This is a genomic window from Hymenobacter sediminis, assembly GCF_003231285.1.
GTDB classification, from domain to species: domain Bacteria; phylum Bacteroidota; class Bacteroidia; order Cytophagales; family Hymenobacteraceae; genus Hymenobacter; species Hymenobacter sediminis.
The window spans coordinates 1,009,405-1,026,743 of sequence record NZ_QKNS01000001.1; the positions used below are offsets into that span (position 1 = coordinate 1,009,405).

Consider the following 17,339-nt stretch of genomic DNA (forward strand, 5'->3'; position numbering starts at 1 on the left):
CCGCCCGTGCTGCTCTCTCCCCCGCGTGTTGTTGAACTCTGCGAAAACCCAGCTTACGCCTCGTCCCTAGCGGAGGGGCGTAAGCTGGAGCGGCGCCACCGTCTGCACATCGAAGGCTCTCCCGATTTGCTGGAAGAGTTTATGAATGAGTACACGACCATGGCAACCCCAGAGGAGCGCAAAACGATTCGAGAGATTGCCGTGGCCGCGACGGAACCCAAGTTCGGGGCGTACACCCAGATGCTGGGCAAGGTCTTCACAGCTCGGGGCGCCAACCAGTACTACGAGTTTGCCTCCCCCGAGCTGCAACAGGACTTTGAGCGCTTCTTGGAAGACAAGAAAGTCCAGCAGCGCCTGCAGAACAAGTTTCAAAAGGTCAGCTTTACGGGCTTTCAGGGGTGTTTTCTAGTGGATCTCCCCCTAGAGCAAAACGCCGAGGACGGACGCCCTGAGCCCTACTGGGAGTACATCCCCTCGAAGCTGATTCACGACGCCTGGATTCAGGAAAACACGTACGAGTACGTGATTATCAAGCAGCAGGCCGGTACGCAGGACGAGTACTTTGTCTGCTTTGACGACTTGAACGCCCACGTTGTGGTGCGTGGGGAAGGGGGTAAGCTCGTTCACAGCCCTGCTCGTAGCGCAGTCCACGGGCTAGGCTACGTGCCTGCCTTTACCCCGTCACTGCACACCGCCAAAAACGATACGGATGTAATTCGCACCAGCATTCTGCACAAGGCTTTGCCCGTAGCCAAGGTGTATTTGCGCGACTACAACGTGCATGAACTGGATAAGACCTTTCACGGCTTCCGTAAGTTCTGGTCCTTCGGCGTGCCCTGTAACTACCAGGCTCAAATCAGCTACAAAGACGCCTGTGCCGAAGACGCGCAGCTCGTTCCCGTTGCCTGCGGTGGCTCGGGCTCCCTGAACCTGCCCGACGGTTCTACGCAGGATTGCCCCAAGTGCAAAGGGCAGGGGCGTATTATCCCGGTGGGCCCAGATAAGACGTATATCATTCAGGTGCCCACCGATTCCACGGCGCCCGACATTCGGCCCCCTGCTGGCTATATCGAACCTGATATTGCAACCTCGAAAGAGCAGCGGGAAGAACTAGCCGAGAAGGAGCGCCAGCTGGAGCAGGCCGCGTTAGGGAAAGAAGGCGTGCTCAATCGGGATACCCGGGTAGAAACTGCCACCGGTAAGACAATTGATCTGCAGCCTGTCTTTGACCGGTGCAAGGCTTACGGCGAGTCCTGGAAGCATGTGCTCAAGAACATTGTGGATACCATGGCCCGCCTGCGCTACGACGCTGGTTTTCGGCAGTCGGCTATTAACGTAGGACACAAGTACGATATCGAAACGGTAGATGAGCTTAAGGTTCGCTACCGGCTGGCGAAGGAAGCGGGCTATCCTGATTCCGCGCTGTTTGGCCTGCTGGAGGATATCGTCTACACGGAGTATGCAGGCGACCCCATGGAGCTGGAATATAATCGTCTCAAGCTCTATCTGGAACCCGTGCCTACCCGAAGCACCACCGAAGTACAGCAGTGGCTGAAGGAGCGGCCCGACGACCAGGATTTGATTGTCCTGTTCCGCCGCAAGCGCAACCTCAACGACTATGTAGCCCGCTTTGAGCGCGAGAACGGGCCGTTGGTGCAATTCGGTATCCGGATTCCCTTCGAAGACCGCGTGAAAAACATTCTGGACACCTTCACTACGTACGACAATGAGTCAGCAAGCCGAAATCAACAACTACCTGCGGGTGAAAGTAACCCATAAGCAGGGAGCGGAGCTGAAAGAGCCCGTAATTGAATACTACTATCCCGCCGACTATGAGCAGGTAAGCAAGCTGGCCGGCTTTAAAGCCACCATCGAGCATGACCCGCGCACGGCGGCCGAGAAGCGCACCGCTGCCCCCGCCCCCGATGTGGTAAAAACCACAGAATCATTGGAAACGGTGGAGCAGTTGCAGGCCCGCTACCAGGAGCTATTCAAGGAAGAGGCCCCCTTTAACGCCGACGCGGACGGCCTGCGCCGCTTGGTAGAGGGAGCCGAGCGCAAGTTAGCGGAGCCTGAAAAAGGCGAGGCTACGGTGGCTGAGCAAGAAGGGGTGGAATCAGACAAGCCAGCGCCCCGTAAAGCCAACCGCTAACCGAAAGAGTGCCCATGGCTGCTACGGCGTCATGGGCATTTCTTTTGTTGATAAATTAAAGTATTGCTTTAACTTTGAACCGTAACGCATCAGACCATCATGGAGAATCCTGTTCAACTACGCGCCAAGGGTGGCAAGACCCAGGAGTTCAGCGCAGACCACGCCAAGCGCCTGCTGGCCTATCCTGGTACTATTTGGGAAGAGCTGAAAGGCGAGGCTGCTGAGGCGAAAGCTATTGCCGCCCCCGAGGCTGCCGAAGAAACCAGCGAGGCCCCGGCCGCAACTGGCAAACGCTCCCGCGCTTAACCCCTTCTACATGGCAACTCCTATCGAATTCCCCGAGCAGAACTGGCTGCTGGCTAAGCCGGCTGACATGACGGATGAGCAGTGCTGTTCGCTCCCCTGCTTTGTCGATCAAACGCAGGTAGTAAGCTGCTGGAAACTGACAGAGGAGGAGCTAGAGGAGATTAACCGCAACGGAGGCAAGATCTACATGGGTGTGTATGGGGCTTCCACGCCGCCCATTTGGCTACAACCACAGAATCCATTTGCCCGGCCTGACGAACAGGCTGAGGTGCTAGGTGTATCACAAGCCCAATAAACATGGCTTTCAACGAAAAAACCGTTTCCGACTTGGCCGAAAAACTCGGCTTGCCGGAAGTCCTAGAGCAGTTCCGTTCCGCCGATGTTCCGGCTGATGGAGTCAACCCCCTCGCCGAAAAACTCGGCACCCTGCATGTCTTCGGACAAGCCCAGTTGGAAGAGCGTCTCAATAATGAGAAGGCAGCCGCTGCGGAAGATGCCCGAAAGACCGCTGTAGGAAATACTTATGGCGCCATGGACAAGCGTATCCTTGCCGAAACCGGTATTGCGAAAGCAGACGGAGAAAGCACGGTCGATTACATGGCCCGGGCCGCCAAAGAGAAGTTCGGCAAGCCCGGCAACGAGTCGGAGGTAATGCAGCGCCTGCGCACGGACCTGGAAGAGACTCGTAGCGCGCTCCAGAAGCGCAATACGGAGTACGAGCAGTTGGAAGTGAAGCACGCGACCGAAGCCAAGACGCTGCAGATTAACAGCCGCCTCGACATGGCTATTAACACCCTGCCCATTGACGCACCTACCGAAAAGCTGGATTCTCAGCGCCGCTTTCTCAAGTATGAGCTGGAGCAGAAGTATTCGGTAGATGTAGTAGATGGCCGGGTAGAGTTCACGGACAAGGCAACGGGCAAAGTGGTGAAGAACCCCACCACGCAAACCCCGCTAACCGAAGCCGAAATCATTGCACAGTTCGCCCCTACGGTGGTGAGTCTCAAACAAACGTCTCAGAAGCGCGGGACTGGGGTACAAAGCTCCTCGCACAATAACAACCAGGACGCTGATCTATCGGAATTCACCTCCTTGGACGACTACAAAAAACACCTCACCGAAAGCGGGGTCACGTTGTCGTCACAGGCTGGTCAAGACAAGATTGCCGCATACATCGCCGCCCGCGACAAGAAATAAACCATGGCGTTTGATCCAACCCAGTTACTAGAAGCCCGCGCCACCATTGAGTCGGCTATGGCGGGCCGCATCAACCAGAACAACCTGCGTATCCCCTACTTCGGGGCCGCTGATGCCTTGATTAACGGCGCCCCGCAGCTTATTAGCGGCGTGTCTGATCTGAAGCAAAGCACCTCGCAGCCGGTTAAAATCCCCGTATTCAACAAAGTGCCTGCTGGTACGGGCACCCTGCGTAAGTGCGCTGGCACGGGCACGGGCTCTGTTGCCTTGGTGCCGATTGTGTACGAGGGCATCACGGAGGAGTTCAACCTTAATGACCTCGACCACCAGGGCAACGCGGTAACCCGCGACATGGCTTTCGCCTACCTGGTAGCGCAAAAAGCCAAGAACATCTACCAGCGCATTGACGACAAGGCCAAGGCGTTCTTGGAGTCGCAGAAGGCTACGGTAAACAAGGGTACCTACTTCGGTACTACCCTGGCCGGTGCTAAGCGCGTGCCCTATGCCCAGCGCAACGAGCTGTTTGCCGGTATTCAGGCTGAGCTGCGGAGCAACAACTTCTCGGGTGTAGCGGAAGCGGTAACTGGTTTCAACATGGGCGCCCTCTATGGCTTCCAGCAGAACCAGGGCCCTGCCAACGCGCAGAACCTGCAGTACCAGCTGCAGAACTTCAACCCCTACTTCACGGCCATGAACAACGGCGCGGGCGTATTCGATACGGCCTACGCCTTCGAAGCTGGCACCGTGGGCATGTTCGACTGGTTGCGCCCCGACTTCCGTCGTGGTCGTGACATCGGCACCGACGTATGGATGACCTACCGCCTGCCTGCTATGCCCGGCATGGCCCAGGGCCTGGAAGTAGAGCTGAAAGTGAAGTATGGCTGCCAAGGGGAAGCCGAGTACACGGAATCGTACGTGATGCACATTGATGTGGCCTTCCTCGGTGCCTACGCCGAAGAAACCGGCGACACAGGCGTATACAAGTACGAGTTGCTGCAAGGCGCTTAATCCCTATGCTGCGCCCGGATACCATAGCGCAGAAACTCCTCGGAATCGTCGGCTGGCGTGTGTCAGCCGACGATTCGTGTAGTGACCCGCTGCCCAAAACCCTGACTGATTCCCGGTCGGGGCTTGTTGTTAATGACCTCTCCGAACTCCTGAGTTCAGCCGTTATCCGGCACATCGTACCGAGAGGGGAGAAGCTGGCTGATTTTCTCACCCGCATTACGCTGGATGAGACTACAAAGCTGGTGGCCCGCGTGCAGACAGAGCAGAACATTACCCCCAAGGTATTGCTACCCGCCGCCCCGCTCTTGAACGGGCAGGGTAGCCTGAGCAACACCGTCAACCACTTGGGCCGGTTCGTGGGCTTTCGCCTGAAGCTTCCCGCCCGCGCGGGGCTGAAGACGCTCATTCCCCGCATTGGGCTGCAACTCGACAAGGTGTTAACTGAGCCCCTCAAGGTTTATGTGTACTCCGACGCCCAAGCGGAGCCGGTGAAGGTGCTGGAGTTTGAGAACATCCGCGCTGGCTATACCGAATGGCTCGACACAGAAGGACTGGACATTTCCTTTGCAACGGGAGAGCAAACCGCCTACATCGGGTACTACGAGCAGGATTTAGCCGCACTAGGAGCCAGGGCCGTGCAACGGGACTTCGGGCACTTACCCTGTCAATGCCCGAATGACCCCTATTTGAAGTGGGGAAGCTACGCCTGGCCGCGCGCTATCAGCGTACCGGCAACCGCCGTGCAGGAGGACTTCACGCTGTGGGGCCCCAACGAGGCGGTACTGGAAACCCAGAACTTCGGCCTGAACCTGGAGCTGGCTTCCATGTGTGACGTAGCCGCTACCCTGAGTAGTGACGTGAACCAGCAGCGGCTGGCGGAAGCGTTGCAGCTGGCCCTGGCCCGCCGCATCTGCACGGGTATTGTAACCACGGCCAACATTACGCAGCTCACCTCCCGTCAAGATGTGCAGGCTGATGCGCTGGCGCTGATGTATCACTACGAGGCCAAGCTATACGGAGGCAAGGAGCAGGGTACGGATAACTACTATCCCTCCTTGCTCAAGACCGTGCAACTTGATTTATCCGGCCTGGATACAGCGTGTCAGACGCTGCCCAAGGACCGACTCAGTATTGGAAGCTTAAGCAGATAGTAAGATGGCTGACAAAATCAATTTCGAAGATCATATAAGCGCCCCGCAGGTAAAGGACACAGAGCAGCTTGTTCAAACCGCTATAGCGCTAGGCGTTGCCACGAAAGACATTCCCTCCTTTGTAGAAGCCATGCAAAAAGCAGTAAAACAACTAGGCTAATGCCCATCACCGCCCCCGAAAAGCTCGAAAGCTTGGCCCTGCGCCTGGACCGCCTGCCCGACCTGCTGCGGCAGGAATTGCGGCAGGTGGTGGATCAGTTCGCGGGGGCGCTGCTGGATATCAATCGGGGCTACATCGAGGCGGGCTACGGCGCCGACGGCAACCAACTCAACCCCAACACCTACTCACCTGCTTACGCGGCCTACAAAGCTAAGTACGGCAAGTTCAAGCAAGTGGGTCATGTTGACCTGAAGCTGACTGGGGACTTCCTCGAATCGTTCGATTTGCTGCACTTGGGAGGTCTACGCTATCAGATTGTAGCCACCGATGCCAAGTACGGTTTCCTTGAACGCTACGGGGAATTGCTGGGTATTCGAGCCCTTGACCTCGATGACTTCGTGGCAACCATCCTCAAACCTGAATTGGAACAGTTTATCCGCCGCTACTTCTCTGCCCTATGAAACGCGCTGACTACTTCCGCGACTTTGGCGACGGCTCGTTTAGAGCTGTTCAGTTCTGGGTTATCGAAGAGCAAGGGGTGCATACACTCTATACAGCCAACACCGTCTTTGAGTGGGAGGATGTGCAGGGGGTACAAGGTTGGGCCACACCAAACCCCTTGCCCGATAATGTGACGCCAGAAGGGGCGAAGTGCGTGCTGTTCTGGCTCGGCACAGAAATCAAAATCCTGGCTCCCTTCGCGGATGTAGCCCGAGCCTGGCGCGAATACCGTCGGCGTACCCACCTGCCCACCATTGGAGCCAACTAGCATGTCCTGCCCTCCCGTATCTTATAGCACTCCCCTGCAGAACCCTGGTCTGGCCCACGCCCCCGTGCAGGCCTTGCTGGATTTGTTCGCCGATCAACTCTCATGGCTAACCCACCGCTACGGCCTGGTGCAAACCGCTGTGCGCGAAAAGGGCAAAGAGCGCATACCCCAGGTATATCAGCAGGATGGCAGCGCCTATCATTTTGATGTGCTGCCAGATGAGTCCATGCCGGCCATGTGCTTTTTTGAGCGCACCGGCCCCTCAACTATCCTGTGGGATGACGGCGCCCTGCAAGTGGCCGGCTCGTGGGCACACCCGGTGAATCTGGTGGTGTGGGCCAACCTCCCCCGCATTGATGCCCGAGACGAAGACTTTTCCGACCTGCTGGCCCAAGATGTTATCCGGGTGCTGGTAGAGGCTGGTATTCCAGTGTCTGGGGTAGAGCAACGCGCGGAGCGGGTGTTTGACCGCTACACGCTGGGAGCCAAGCAGCTGCTGATGTACCCCTTTGCGGGCTTCAAGATCGCGCTAACCCTGTCGGAGCGCTACAACCCCTGTCTGCTGCCCTTTACACCGCTAACGGGGCCGGTAGAATGCCCGCCTCACGTTGAGCCTAGCACGGTATGATTACGGCCCTTTGCCTGGTTCTACTGGTATCGATGACCGCCGCGGCGCTGTTGCGCTGCTGCCTGCCCGGCGAAATCCTCCACCGGCCAGCCGCGCGACTGCTCGAATGGGTGCAATTGCACCGCCCCGCATGGGTGCCCGAAAAGTTGACGTGGTGCGTGTTCTGCGCCTCGTTCTGGCTGGTAGGTATTCCGACCATGCTGCTGAGCGCCTACTGGCTGCACTGGTATTCCTTGCTCATCCCCCTGTCGCTGGCCCTGCTTACTGAACACCTATCCGCTCGCTTCTTCCGATCCTAGTATGCTGACTCTTTCCACGCCTTCCGGCTTTACCGCTCTCGTGTATGACGACGTGCGGGCCATTCCTGCTTCCCGGTACCAACGGTTTTCGGCCAAGTACCTAGAGTATTCCATGGGTACGAACATCTTTGCCGCCGAAAGCCACCTAAGCCGGATGGCCTTGTTTCTGGGCCAGAACAACACGGAAGCCGTCAAGCTTGAATTTAACCAGCTGGTACGTTCCTTTAGCGCAGTGCAGGAAGAAGCATCTGGCCCGGCCATTGTGCTTTCGTCTTTGGTAGCCAGTATTGACGGCCGGCCGTGTTCGGATCTGACGGATACGGGACTTATGGAAACCGCGCGCCTGCTACTGGAGGCTGGGGCCACCCAAGGCCAGATACTTGATACGCTGGAAGAGGCAAAAAAGCACTTGAGCGCGACCTCGTAAAACTATTCCCGGTCTTGTTCCCCCCAGACCCCCATCTATTCGACCAGCACCTGCAGCAGAAGCTCCTGCTGGAATGTGAGCAGGCCTTGGGCGCCGATGTAGGAGAACACTTGGCCGAAGTGGAGGATATTCTAACGCAGATGCTACGGCCCGTAGACAGCACCGAAGCGGCCCTAGGCAGTGAGAGTAGCTTTGAGCGGGTGTGCATCCAGCTGGAAGAGAAGGGGGTGCAGCGGCCCGGAGAGTTGAGCCTGTACGCCTTCTATGCCCGGGTTCAGTATCAGAGCCAAAAGAAAAGCCCCGCCTAACTGACGGGGCTTTTGCTATATTGGTGGCTATGAAAAAAACTATCCTACCCTTCGTATCCGCTATTTTGCTCTCTAGCGGCTTTCTCACATCCTGTGACAAAGACGATGAACCGCAAAAGAAAACAGCCGCCCCAGCCTCACATACGGTAGAAGTCCGCTATCAAGGCGCTAACCTAACGGGCTTAGAGGCTACCCTTCGCGGGGGAAGTTCGCTGCCAGACGGCACCCAAGAAAAGAACGGTATATCGCTTGACCTGACAGGATCTCCCTCTGGCACAGCTTCGGCGGGCGTGGTGACGACTGACCGCGACTTCTATATGACCGCCACCTTCTACGCCATTAAGCCTGGCAAAACCATCCCCAGTAATGCCTACTTGAGCTTTGACGTGTACGTGGATGGTGTGAAAGCCCGTAGTACCCGGCTAGATAACACCAACAAGGAAACTACTTTCCCGAAAGCCAGAGTAGCTATCTACAGCCGCGAGTGGTAGGCTATGCCTTGCCCATGCGCCAATTTGCATAGTAGGTAAGGCTGCCCGCCTGCAGAACAGCACGCTCAATAGCCCCTGAGTCATTGTAGTTGGTGTAGTGCGTTCTTTGGTTTTTGATAGCACTCACTATCTGTTGTTGGCCTTTAATAAGCTCATCGAGGTTCATCGGCTTAGCGGTGGCACCCTGCAATTGCTGAGAGGCGGCACCCATGGATTCGGCAAAACGAGGCAGGGGAGGGGCTTCCGACGCGCGTAGTAACTCCCGTGTTTTATCAGCTGTATGCACGGTAGCACCAGCTTCTAGGAATGTAATCTGTCGTTTTTCAGCCAAACGCACCCCGGCAGGCCCCTCAATGAGTTCAGGCCCTCGCTCGGCCACCTCTGCCCATTCTGCCCGGCCACCGTTCCGGCCTTTGAAGTATTGGGGTAAAGGAGCCGCCAGAATAGCCGCTATCTGAATTGCCCCTGTTGCGGCAGCCAGCGCTACAAAGGGGATGGATGCCGGGGTGAAACCGAACTCGGCAATGGTTTTACTGACAGCAATAGCCGTATTAATAGCCACCTCAAACAAGGCCGCCGTGCGCTCGTCGCGGGCGGCCTTTTGTTTGGCCTTCTTAATACGCTCCTGGTATTGCTCCTCAATCTGAGCCCGCAGTTCCGCGTTGTCACCGGCGGCATCTAGCTCTCGCTGCTTCTGTGCTTCAAGGTTGCTAATAGCTTGCTGGTCGCGCTGTTGCTGAAAATTAAAGAAGGCCTGCGTTGCCTGCATGGCAACATCCATTGCCCCCTCCCGAATACGTTGTTTTTCGGCCTCAATCTTTTGGGTTTTCTCCAGACTTTTTTCAGCAGTTTCCTTTTCTTTATCAGCTCTGGCTTGCATTCTTTTTAAAGCCAACTCCTCGCCTCGGGCGAAGTCACGCTGAACATTTTCTAAGGAGTTTTTAAACTTCACATTGTCCAGTGGGGCTTTGATATCTAGGGGCTTGTTGTATTCAACAAGCTTGTCCTGCAGCTCTTGCTCAATCTTGAGTCGTTCAGATTTGTATTTGAGGGCAATGGCTTTTTTACGGAAAGAATGAGCCCTCTCCGCATCTTCGATTTCTTCAGCCGAAACCTTACGCTTGCGCTTCACGGCATTCAACTCCTCATCGGCTTGTGCTACCAACTCCTGCTGACTGGCATCGGCAATTTCGAGGCGAATGCGCGCCGATTCCCGCTCGGCACCCATAATGATGTCCTGCGTGCCAATGACAGCCTGCGCGTACTGGTCTTCATTAATTACCCGGGCCTCAAATAGCCGTCCCTGTTCTTCCTGAAACTTCTTGGTTTGCTCGATGAGTCGTTGCTGAGCGGCCAAATCATTCTCTAACTGTTGCCGCCGGGCAGCGGCGCGTTCTTTAGCGGCCTTGTTGAACACATCCAGTGACTCCTCTTCCGCGTCGGCGGTATCCTCCACTGCTTTCGCAACGGCAGGCTGCAGCTTCGCCAGGGCCGCAGCGAGTAGGGCACGCTGGCGCTCGGCTTCCGTTAGACGTTCCGTACCCTTGGTGAGGCGTTCCTGGGCTTTGTTCAGGTCTTTGGCCGCATCTACCTGCGCTTTCGGGAAAGAGAGCCCCTGCACCTTGTTGAGGATGTCTGTGTTGCGGGCCGCTTCCTGCAGGTTCTTCTGCCCCTCGGGGCTCAGTCCAAACCGCGCGAACGCTTGTTGCGACTTGGTCGCCTCCTGTTGCAACTTGGTTACCTCCTGGCTGGTCTGGTCAACGAGTTGGGTGTACAATTCTAGGTTACGGACCAACTCCTGCTTGTTGGCCTCTGCGTCGCCTTTGATGGCGTTAATGCGGTTTTGAATCCGCTGCTTGTCGCTCGTACCGAATTGCGTAACGAGCTTGTCCTGCAGACGGGCCAGCTCCAAATCCTGGGCTGTGCTGCGCTTCTTTACTTCGCTCAGTTGGGTGTAGCTGTCGAGGAGCTTCTGCTGGGCTATGGCTTGCTTGTTGAGGCTGGTGATGGTAGATACCACGCCCTGTACAAAATTGTCCTGCTCCTTCCGAGCAAACCCGGTTTTCTCCCGCACGAAGTCAATGCCCTGCCCTACGCTTTCAAAAGCAGCAGCCACCAGGGCCAGGCCGCCCGACTCGCGCACCAGGTCTACCACCCACTTGAGAAACTTGCCCGCCGCTCCGCTGGTGAAAAAATTGCTGGTTTCGTTAACCAGCTTATTGACGCTGCCTGCAAGGTTATCGTTCTTAATTGCCGCTTCCTGCGCGAGGGAAGTAGCTTCCGTAAGTTGCTGGTTCGCCACGGCCTGGCGCTGGGCAAACAGGTCGGTATTCTGAGCCAGGGTGATGATAGCCGACTTCGCTTCCCCACTGTCCAACTTCAGCGTACTGAGTAGTTTGGATAGCTGGGTAGTCGTCTTTCCCCCGGCATTCAACCCCTTGAGGAAGAGTTGGACTGCCGCGTTAAAGTCTGTATTAACGAGCTTGGTAAACTCCCGAAGGGTCAGCGCAGGGTTAGCCTTCTGGGCAATGCGGAAGGACTCCTGCGTCTTCGTGCTCAGGGTGCTGAACAACCGGTTTAGACTGGTGCCGGCGCGCTCCGAGGTGCTGCCCGTCTCTTCCAGTACCGCCGCATAGGCCAGCACGTTCTTCAAACCAACGCCTGTTTGAGCCGCCACGGCACCCACGCGCAGGGCCACATCAGTCAGGAACGGTGCCGTAGCCGCACCCTGGGCGCCAATTTCGTTAACGGCCGAACCAATAGAAAGCAGGTTCTGGGCAACATCGGGGCCCAGCTCCTTGCGGAACACGTTGGAAATTTTCCCGAGCTCATCGGCTATTTGCTCGGCTCCTCCCGAAAAGTCATCCCCAAGGGCCTGAACGGCTACGTCCACAGCCTTCGTAAACCCAAGGATATCCTCCTTGGCAATCCCCAATTGGCCGCCCACCTTGGCTATGTCAAGTAGCCCAGCCAGCGACGTGCGGGTATCAATCTTCTTGAGGCTTTCAGCCAGCCGGTCCGCTTCATCGGCGGTTAGGCCCGTGGTCTTACGAACATCCGCTAGCTGGTCAGAGAATTCCACATTGTTGCGGAAAACCTGCTGAGCAGCTCCCGCTAGAGCTTCGAAGCTGACAGTAGCCAACGCCAGCGTGAGCAGATACTTTTTGAAAGAGGAACCTGCCTGTGCGGTTAGGGAGGTATTCTCCTGGGTTTTCACCCCGTAGCCTTCCAGGTCTTTGTTGACCTTCTCTAGCTTCTGGTCGGTTTCCTGAAGCTCCTGTTGTAGATTCTGCTGCTGCTCAGCACTGAGTCCCGAGGCCTTGGCCTGGGTACGCAGGGCCGCGGCGCCGGCTTCCAACTCGCGCTTCTCTTTTTCTAGGGCAGATACCGCATCTAGGATGCTCTGCGTGTAGTTGCCAACGTTGCGGTAGGTCTGCCCCAGCGTTTTATCACTGGCCTTTAACTGCGCGTCTAGTTGCTGAATGCGCTGCTCCAGCTCGGCGGCTTTCGGGTTGGCCCCATCCAATACCCCGCCCAGCGCCCGGTATTCAGCCCGAAGCTTGGTTAGTTCTTGGTTGGCAGCATTGTAGCTGCCAGCGGCCGCTGTGAGTTCGGAAGAAGTTCCGCGTACTGCTTTGGAAAATTCTTTCTGCTGGGCTACCAGTCCCTGAATAGCAATAGCCGAACGCTTCTGCCCCTCTATGTCGTTGGCTTTACGGGCCGCAAGCAAGGCCTCGCGTTGCTCCTTTAGCTCTTTCGTGTAGAGGCTGGCGGCTTGGGTTACGTTGCGCTGGGCGGCGGCTACCCCATCGCCAGTGCTTTTGAGCCCCGCCTGTTCTGTTTTCAGGCGGGCTACCTCCTTGATTAGGTCCCGTAGGGTCTGCCGGTCAGCCTCTGAACTAATGTTCAGGTTTCCGCCCCGGGTCTGAATATCTCGGATAGCATCGGCTACTTTCTGCAGCCCCGCCTTAATCCGGTCTCCGTCCTGATCTACCGCCTTGCTAAACGCTGTTACATCTCGCTTGAGAGCGCGGACGGATTGACTGGCTTCCTGCAAAGCCTGGCCGCCGCGGATATAGTCGTTAAAGTCAAGGATAGCGGAAGTGTCCATGCAGCAAGAAAAATTAGGTCTCGTTGCTTCAAAGTTAAAGTAATACTTTAATTTAGCGGCGTAACCATCTAGCATGCTACTGCTTTTGTTCACGTTCCTGCTCACCTCTGACGCGCTGCCCGCCTACCAGTTGGAAACCGATCCGATCGGCTGGGATTCGCTGCGCTATGTCTTGCAGCGGGATGAACAATACCACGGGGTAACCCTGGAGATGAGCACCGACCTCACCTTTGTAAAGAAAGGAGCTGATTACCTGCGCACCCTCTATGAAGGCAAGGGGGTAGAAGCAGTGGCCCACCTGAGCGTCTACCAGCATAACCCCAATGAGTTCCGGGCAGACTTGGCCGCGTACCAGCGGGTAGACTTCACACAGTACAGTTCTTCCGCCCGTGGGGTATCAGTCAAGCTTAAAGAGGTAGGGTTTACCACCAAGTTCCTGAACCGGGATTCTACCGATGTCGAGTTGCAGCGGGGGGAGTCAGTAGAAGGGGTAGCTCTGCCACCGCTCGAACCCATTGAGTTGCAGATGCACTCCCAGGTCTTGACCCAGCAGTACCAGGCCCCGAAAAAAGATAGTTTCATTCCGACGGCGGGCGAGAACTACGTGATGGACGGCGAAAGCCGGTTTCAAACGATTCTCTTTGGATTCGGCACCCCCGAAGTAGACGAATTCAATATTGGTGTGATGGCATCGGGTGCCTTTACGGTAGAAAAAGACAGTGGCACAGCGCGCCCCCACTTCTTCACGGCCGCCGCCAATGGCAAGTTCACGCTCTCGTTCAAGCTTCGCAGCTCTCTGCTAATTGAGCAAGGCGACGACCAGCCGTTCCCTCTGAAAACTCCCTCGTTTGAGAAGGTTGATATCAGCTACTACATGCGGGTAAATGAGGAAATCGTTGCCACGCTCGGCTCGTTTTCCAACAGTGTAGACAAGGGGCAGGACTACCGCCGCACCTTCGACAAGGACTTCACGCAGGTACTTGATTTGAAAGCAGGAGACAAGGTGTACTTGTACGCTGATCTGCACGTCTACGACATTACCCCAAACGACCCGATTCTGGGGTATTACAGCTTCAAGGTCACGCCCAAAGTTCTCAAAGGCAGTGAATTGACAATTAAGGCCTCGACTACGACGGAACCAACCCCCGCGAAAGGGTTGCTGGTGTACGAAGCCATAGAGCGTACCCTGCAATCCATTACCGACACGCCGGGAGCCGTGTTGTATTCCGAATACTTCGGGCGGCCCGAGCTCGGGTATAAAGCCGATGGACCCGGAGCGTTGACGTTCATTACCTCGGGGTTTGCCCTGCGTGGGTTCCCCCTGGCTGATAAGCCCCTGACCTGCTCGTTTGAGGACTTGTACGCTTCGCTGGATGCCGTAGAATGCCTGGGAGTAGGTATTGAGCACCGCAACGGCCGCGAAGTGGTACGAGTGGAAAACCGCCGCTACTTCTACCAGGATACAGTTGTGTTAACCCTGGGCCGAGTGGCGGACTTGCGCAAGGCCTGTCACCCCTCCCTGCTCTACAATCAAGCGCAGGTAGGCTATACCCGCTGGGAAAGCGGAGCCCCGAACGGGCTAGCCGAATTTAACGGACAGCGTAGCTACGCCCTGCCTATTTCCCAAGTATCTACTTCTTACAACGCGCTAAGCCCCTACAGCGCGGCCGGGTGTCTAATTGAGGAAACCCGCCGTCAGCCCTACGTGAGCACCCAGCAGAAGGAAGGGCAAGCGGATAGCAATAACTTCTTGATTCGCTTGCGCCGCGCCCCCGACGGCACGCTGGCAACGGAGCGGGCAGAAGCTTTCAGCTTGGTGGAGGGAACGCTGGCCGCGGATAGCGCCTATAACCTGCGTATTACGCCCGCCCGCAACCTGCACCGGCATGGGGCATGGCTCCGGGCTGGGTTACTGCACCGTGAAGACCGCAAGCTGCAGCGCACGGCCACGCAGGGTAATGATGAACTCAGCAGCCAATTAAACGGGGAAGCTGAACCGATTGCCGAGCGCGCAGATGTGTTGGTAGAAGACCTGCCAGCTCCTTACGTACTAGCCGAAACCTACGAGTTCACCTGGCGCCTGACGCTATCCGAGCTAGCCCAACTACGCCGTAACCCTTACGGGTTAATCCGCTTCCGCGATGAGTCCGGGCGCCTGAAGGCGGGATACCTGCTGAAAGCAGACCGCACCCCAGTATCTGGTAAAACCTCTTTTACTCTGCTGCGGGCAGCAACCGTCTGATGGCTATTAAACGACTTATCCGCACGCTCACCTATTCGACCGCCAATCTGGTGCGGCGGGTGTACTACCAGGGGCCACTGGATGCCAACAGCCTAAGCGTAGAAAGCACGGCTGCGCGCCCGAATGAGGTGTATGATGGCGAAGACTACGGCGAGGCTCCCCAAGATGGCTACGCCGATGGTGACCTGCTAGAGCCGGAATTCTGCGAGGACACCGTAGGCATTAGCCTACTGGCTCAGGACGCCTACCCTTACGCGCGGGTTGTCGCTGATCCCAACTCGGCTACCTGCAACGTGCCAGCGGGCACCGTGTGCGACCTGGATTTTCGCGTTAGCCTGGTTGGCACAAACGCGACGCTCGTATTTGCGCCGGGGCGTAACGAGTTCACGACCAACGGCACCTGGTTCAGCTCCTACGATGGCAGCCCGTTTGAGGAGGGCAAGACCTATTACCCAGGCTTGCCCCAAGGGGAACACCTGTTTCGCATGCGCGACGCTAAAGCCTGCACGGCTCAGCAGACCGTGGTTGTTGGCTCAACGGGAGGAAGTGGCGGTAACCCCCCAGCGGGGATAGTGATTGACTCGTTCGAGCCCACAGCAGATGTACAGGTGGCTGTGTACTATCATGCGGCTACCCGCACGTTGAAAGAGTACGTGCTCCCCGCCGGCACGAACCTACTCAACCCCTTGCCCACCAACCAGCGCCAGCGCGCCGAAGACGAGCCGATCAGCCAGCGCTGCGAGGGCATGACGCAGGTAAGGTTTTACGCCACACTGGAGCCGCCCTATGCTCGGCTGGAAATTGTGCCCAACAGTGTCGAGTGCGGGTATACACCTCCAAGCGGTGGCGAGGAAGACCCGGGCCCGGAGCCGGTCCTAGGCTGCACAGACCCCGCCGCGGATAACTACAACCCCCTGGCTACCCAGGACAATGGGACGTGTGTGTATACTCCCGTTGCCAAACAACCGCATTTTGAGGTGCCGCTACCCGTAGCATTGCGGTTTACTTATCCCGGGCGTCGCGGCTTTGACAACACGCCACTGCGCCAAGCCAGCCCCCTGAACCTAAACAACCCCGGGTTTTGTCAGCTGCTGGAAACCGGCGACACGCTGATTGTGCAGGTACAAAGCAACTACGCTGCCGCGCCTACGCTTCGTCTGTTGCCCTGCGCTGGAGGGGCTGCTGCCAAGACGCTGACCATGGTTCGCGTGGTGCAGGGAGCGGGCCAAAGCGGCGAGTTCTCTGCTTTTATCCGGCCCGATACTGCGGGAAAAGCACGGGTGTACTTCAACAGCGAAGCGCTGCCCCTGCCGTTTGCCGTGGGCAACCGAATTACCATCAGTAGCGCCCCTGGCCTAAATGGCACCTACCCCATTCAGGCGGTGCTGCAAGATGCTACGGCGGCTGTGCCCTACCTAGTGCTGGTGGCCGCCTACCCGACGGGTGCGCAGCGCGTGGATTGCACGGTTACGACTACCTACAGTATCCAAGCGTTTGACACCTACCAAGTCGCACTCCCCCTCTCTGGTGTGGCGCGCGGGTGCTACACGGTCGAGCTGTCCGCTACCGATCCGGAATTGCCCGGCGCGCTGGCTGTATCGGAGCCGGTAGAAGTAGCCTCCGCCCACGCGGATACTTTGCTGTTAAGCTACCGCAATTTCGATAATGCGTTCGGCGTCAACTACACCGCCGGAATAGTACACCGCCTGCGCCTACGGGCCCGCTTCTTTGAGCGGCGGGTGGAGTCTGAAAAGGAAGTTCTACGCCAAAGCGACGACTCGCTGGTGCTGCTTTCTGCCAAAGCCCGCCGCAAAGTAACACTGACCACCTTCCTGCTGCCTGACTGGCTGCATGAGAAAATAGCCGTGGCCTTGGATCACGACTATGTGACCATTGACGGACTGGAAATCGTGGCCGAAGAAGCCTATACAACGACCCCAGTAGAGCGCTACACGCTCAGCAATGGCAGTGTGGCGGTAGAGCAACGCTACTTCCTGGGCAGTGGCAACGGGGATGATTTGGAAGATGTGGACTCAGGTTCAGGAGACTTCCTGCTGGTAGAAGGCAACCGACTATTAATCAACCGTTGA

The 17,339-nt window shown here is 57.0% G+C and carries 18 protein-coding genes; 17 read left to right on the top strand and 1 reads right to left on the bottom strand.

Annotated elements, in window-relative coordinates; translation table 11 throughout:
* Positions 1 to 6 precede the first annotated feature (6 nt).
* The 15 genes from DNI29_RS04440 to DNI29_RS04505 all read left to right on the top strand — a co-directional run bounded on the left by DNI29_RS04440 (position 7) and on the right by DNI29_RS04505 (position 8,896).
* A complete protein-coding gene (locus tag DNI29_RS04440) occupies positions 7 to 1,779 on the top strand; it encodes a DnaJ-like cysteine-rich domain-containing protein (RefSeq protein WP_110976840.1) in 1,773 nt (590 codons plus the stop codon).
* On the top strand, positions 1,727 to 2,152 hold the full coding sequence (locus DNI29_RS04445) for a hypothetical protein (protein ID WP_110976841.1): 426 nt from the start codon (positions 1,727 to 1,729) through the stop codon (positions 2,150 to 2,152). The genes DNI29_RS04440 and DNI29_RS04445 overlap by 53 nt, the downstream gene beginning before the upstream one ends.
* Positions 2,153 to 2,251: 99 nt before the next feature.
* Positions 2,252 to 2,458 (top strand): hypothetical protein, encoded by a 207-nt coding sequence (locus DNI29_RS04450; RefSeq protein WP_110976842.1) that lies wholly within the window; start codon positions 2,252 to 2,254, stop codon positions 2,456 to 2,458.
* 10 nt (positions 2,459 to 2,468) lie between these two features.
* Positions 2,469 to 2,753 (top strand): hypothetical protein, encoded by a 285-nt coding sequence (locus DNI29_RS04455; protein WP_110976843.1) that lies wholly within the window; start codon positions 2,469 to 2,471, stop codon positions 2,751 to 2,753.
* A 2-nt stretch (positions 2,754 to 2,755) separates the two neighbouring features.
* Entirely contained in the window at positions 2,756 to 3,655 is a 900-nt protein-coding gene (locus tag DNI29_RS04460; protein ID WP_110976844.1) for a hypothetical protein, read from the top strand.
* A 3-nt stretch (positions 3,656 to 3,658) separates the two neighbouring features.
* Positions 3,659 to 4,663, top strand: coding sequence for a hypothetical protein (locus DNI29_RS04465; protein WP_110976845.1), 1,005 nt, complete (start codon positions 3,659 to 3,661; stop codon positions 4,661 to 4,663).
* 5 nt (positions 4,664 to 4,668) lie between these two features.
* Positions 4,669 to 5,814: a hypothetical protein gene (locus DNI29_RS04470; protein WP_110976846.1), complete on the top strand. Its 1,146-nt coding sequence runs from the start codon at positions 4,669 to 4,671 to the stop codon at positions 5,812 to 5,814.
* A gap of 4 nt (positions 5,815 to 5,818) precedes the next feature.
* The gene (locus tag DNI29_RS24440) at positions 5,819 to 5,974 is read left to right on the top strand and encodes a hypothetical protein (RefSeq protein ID WP_162303507.1); all 156 of its coding nucleotides are present in this window, start codon (positions 5,819 to 5,821) and stop codon (positions 5,972 to 5,974) included.
* Positions 5,974 to 6,435, top strand: coding sequence for a hypothetical protein (locus DNI29_RS04475; RefSeq protein ID WP_110976847.1), 462 nt, complete (start codon positions 5,974 to 5,976; stop codon positions 6,433 to 6,435). The genes DNI29_RS24440 and DNI29_RS04475 overlap by 1 nt, the downstream gene beginning before the upstream one ends.
* On the top strand, positions 6,432 to 6,743 hold the full coding sequence (locus tag DNI29_RS04480) for a hypothetical protein (protein WP_110976848.1): 312 nt from the start codon (positions 6,432 to 6,434) through the stop codon (positions 6,741 to 6,743). The genes DNI29_RS04475 and DNI29_RS04480 overlap by 4 nt, the downstream gene beginning before the upstream one ends.
* Before the next feature lies 1 nt (position 6,744).
* Positions 6,745 to 7,371, top strand: a complete 627-nt coding sequence (locus DNI29_RS04485; RefSeq protein WP_110976849.1) for a hypothetical protein — start codon at positions 6,745 to 6,747, stop codon at positions 7,369 to 7,371.
* Positions 7,368 to 7,670: a hypothetical protein gene (locus DNI29_RS04490; protein WP_123823068.1), complete on the top strand. Its 303-nt coding sequence runs from the start codon at positions 7,368 to 7,370 to the stop codon at positions 7,668 to 7,670. The genes DNI29_RS04485 and DNI29_RS04490 overlap by 4 nt, the downstream gene beginning before the upstream one ends.
* Before the next feature lies 1 nt (position 7,671).
* Entirely contained in the window at positions 7,672 to 8,097 is a 426-nt protein-coding gene (locus DNI29_RS04495; RefSeq protein WP_110976851.1) for a hypothetical protein, read from the top strand.
* 14 nt (positions 8,098 to 8,111) lie between these two features.
* The gene (locus DNI29_RS04500; protein WP_110976852.1) at positions 8,112 to 8,405 is read left to right on the top strand and encodes a hypothetical protein; all 294 of its coding nucleotides are present in this window, start codon (positions 8,112 to 8,114) and stop codon (positions 8,403 to 8,405) included.
* A 29-nt stretch (positions 8,406 to 8,434) separates the two neighbouring features.
* Positions 8,435 to 8,896, top strand: a complete 462-nt coding sequence (locus tag DNI29_RS04505; RefSeq protein ID WP_110976853.1) for a hypothetical protein — start codon at positions 8,435 to 8,437, stop codon at positions 8,894 to 8,896.
* A gap of 1 nt (position 8,897) precedes the next feature.
* On the opposite strand, the gene DNI29_RS04510 is transcribed toward DNI29_RS04505, so the two are convergent.
* Positions 8,898 to 13,007 (bottom strand): phage tail tape measure protein, encoded by a 4,110-nt coding sequence (locus tag DNI29_RS04510; RefSeq protein WP_162303508.1) that lies wholly within the window; start codon positions 13,005 to 13,007, stop codon positions 8,898 to 8,900.
* 73 nt (positions 13,008 to 13,080) lie between these two features.
* Between DNI29_RS04510 and DNI29_RS04515 the strand changes: the two genes are divergently transcribed.
* Together DNI29_RS04515 and DNI29_RS04520 are read left to right on the top strand one after the other, a co-directional pair.
* Entirely contained in the window at positions 13,081 to 15,249 is a 2,169-nt protein-coding gene (locus tag DNI29_RS04515) for a hypothetical protein (RefSeq protein WP_110976855.1), read from the top strand.
* Positions 15,249 to 17,339 (top strand): hypothetical protein, encoded by a 2,091-nt coding sequence (locus DNI29_RS04520; RefSeq protein ID WP_110976856.1) that lies wholly within the window; start codon positions 15,249 to 15,251, stop codon positions 17,337 to 17,339. The genes DNI29_RS04515 and DNI29_RS04520 overlap by 1 nt, the downstream gene beginning before the upstream one ends.

Excerpts from the sequence above, each read along its gene's own strand:
- DNI29_RS04445 (WP_110976841.1), top strand. The coding sequence starts at position 1,727 with ATGAGTCAGCAAGCCGAAATCAACAACTACCTGCGGGTGAAAGTAACC.
- DNI29_RS04450 (WP_110976842.1), top strand. The coding sequence starts at position 2,252 with ATGGAGAATCCTGTTCAACTACGCGCCAAGGGTGGCAAGACCCAGGAG.
- DNI29_RS04455 (WP_110976843.1), top strand. The coding sequence starts at position 2,469 with ATGGCAACTCCTATCGAATTCCCCGAGCAGAACTGGCTGCTGGCTAAG.
- DNI29_RS04460 (WP_110976844.1), top strand. The coding sequence starts at position 2,756 with ATGGCTTTCAACGAAAAAACCGTTTCCGACTTGGCCGAAAAACTCGGC.
- DNI29_RS04465 (WP_110976845.1), top strand. The coding sequence starts at position 3,659 with ATGGCGTTTGATCCAACCCAGTTACTAGAAGCCCGCGCCACCATTGAG.
- DNI29_RS04470 (WP_110976846.1), top strand. The coding sequence starts at position 4,669 with ATGCTGCGCCCGGATACCATAGCGCAGAAACTCCTCGGAATCGTCGGC.
- DNI29_RS24440 (WP_162303507.1), top strand. The coding sequence starts at position 5,819 with ATGGCTGACAAAATCAATTTCGAAGATCATATAAGCGCCCCGCAGGTA.
- DNI29_RS04475 (WP_110976847.1), top strand. The coding sequence starts at position 5,974 with ATGCCCATCACCGCCCCCGAAAAGCTCGAAAGCTTGGCCCTGCGCCTG.
- DNI29_RS04480 (WP_110976848.1), top strand. The coding sequence starts at position 6,432 with ATGAAACGCGCTGACTACTTCCGCGACTTTGGCGACGGCTCGTTTAGA.
- DNI29_RS04485 (WP_110976849.1), top strand. The coding sequence starts at position 6,745 with ATGTCCTGCCCTCCCGTATCTTATAGCACTCCCCTGCAGAACCCTGGT.
- DNI29_RS04490 (WP_123823068.1), top strand. The coding sequence starts at position 7,368 with ATGATTACGGCCCTTTGCCTGGTTCTACTGGTATCGATGACCGCCGCG.
- DNI29_RS04495 (WP_110976851.1), top strand. The coding sequence starts at position 7,672 with ATGCTGACTCTTTCCACGCCTTCCGGCTTTACCGCTCTCGTGTATGAC.
- DNI29_RS04505 (WP_110976853.1), top strand. The coding sequence starts at position 8,435 with ATGAAAAAAACTATCCTACCCTTCGTATCCGCTATTTTGCTCTCTAGC.
- DNI29_RS04510 (WP_162303508.1), bottom strand. The coding sequence starts at position 13,007 with ATGGACACTTCCGCTATCCTTGACTTTAACGACTATATCCGCGGCGGC.
- DNI29_RS04515 (WP_110976855.1), top strand. The coding sequence starts at position 13,081 with ATGCTACTGCTTTTGTTCACGTTCCTGCTCACCTCTGACGCGCTGCCC.
- DNI29_RS04520 (WP_110976856.1), top strand. The coding sequence starts at position 15,249 with ATGGCTATTAAACGACTTATCCGCACGCTCACCTATTCGACCGCCAAT.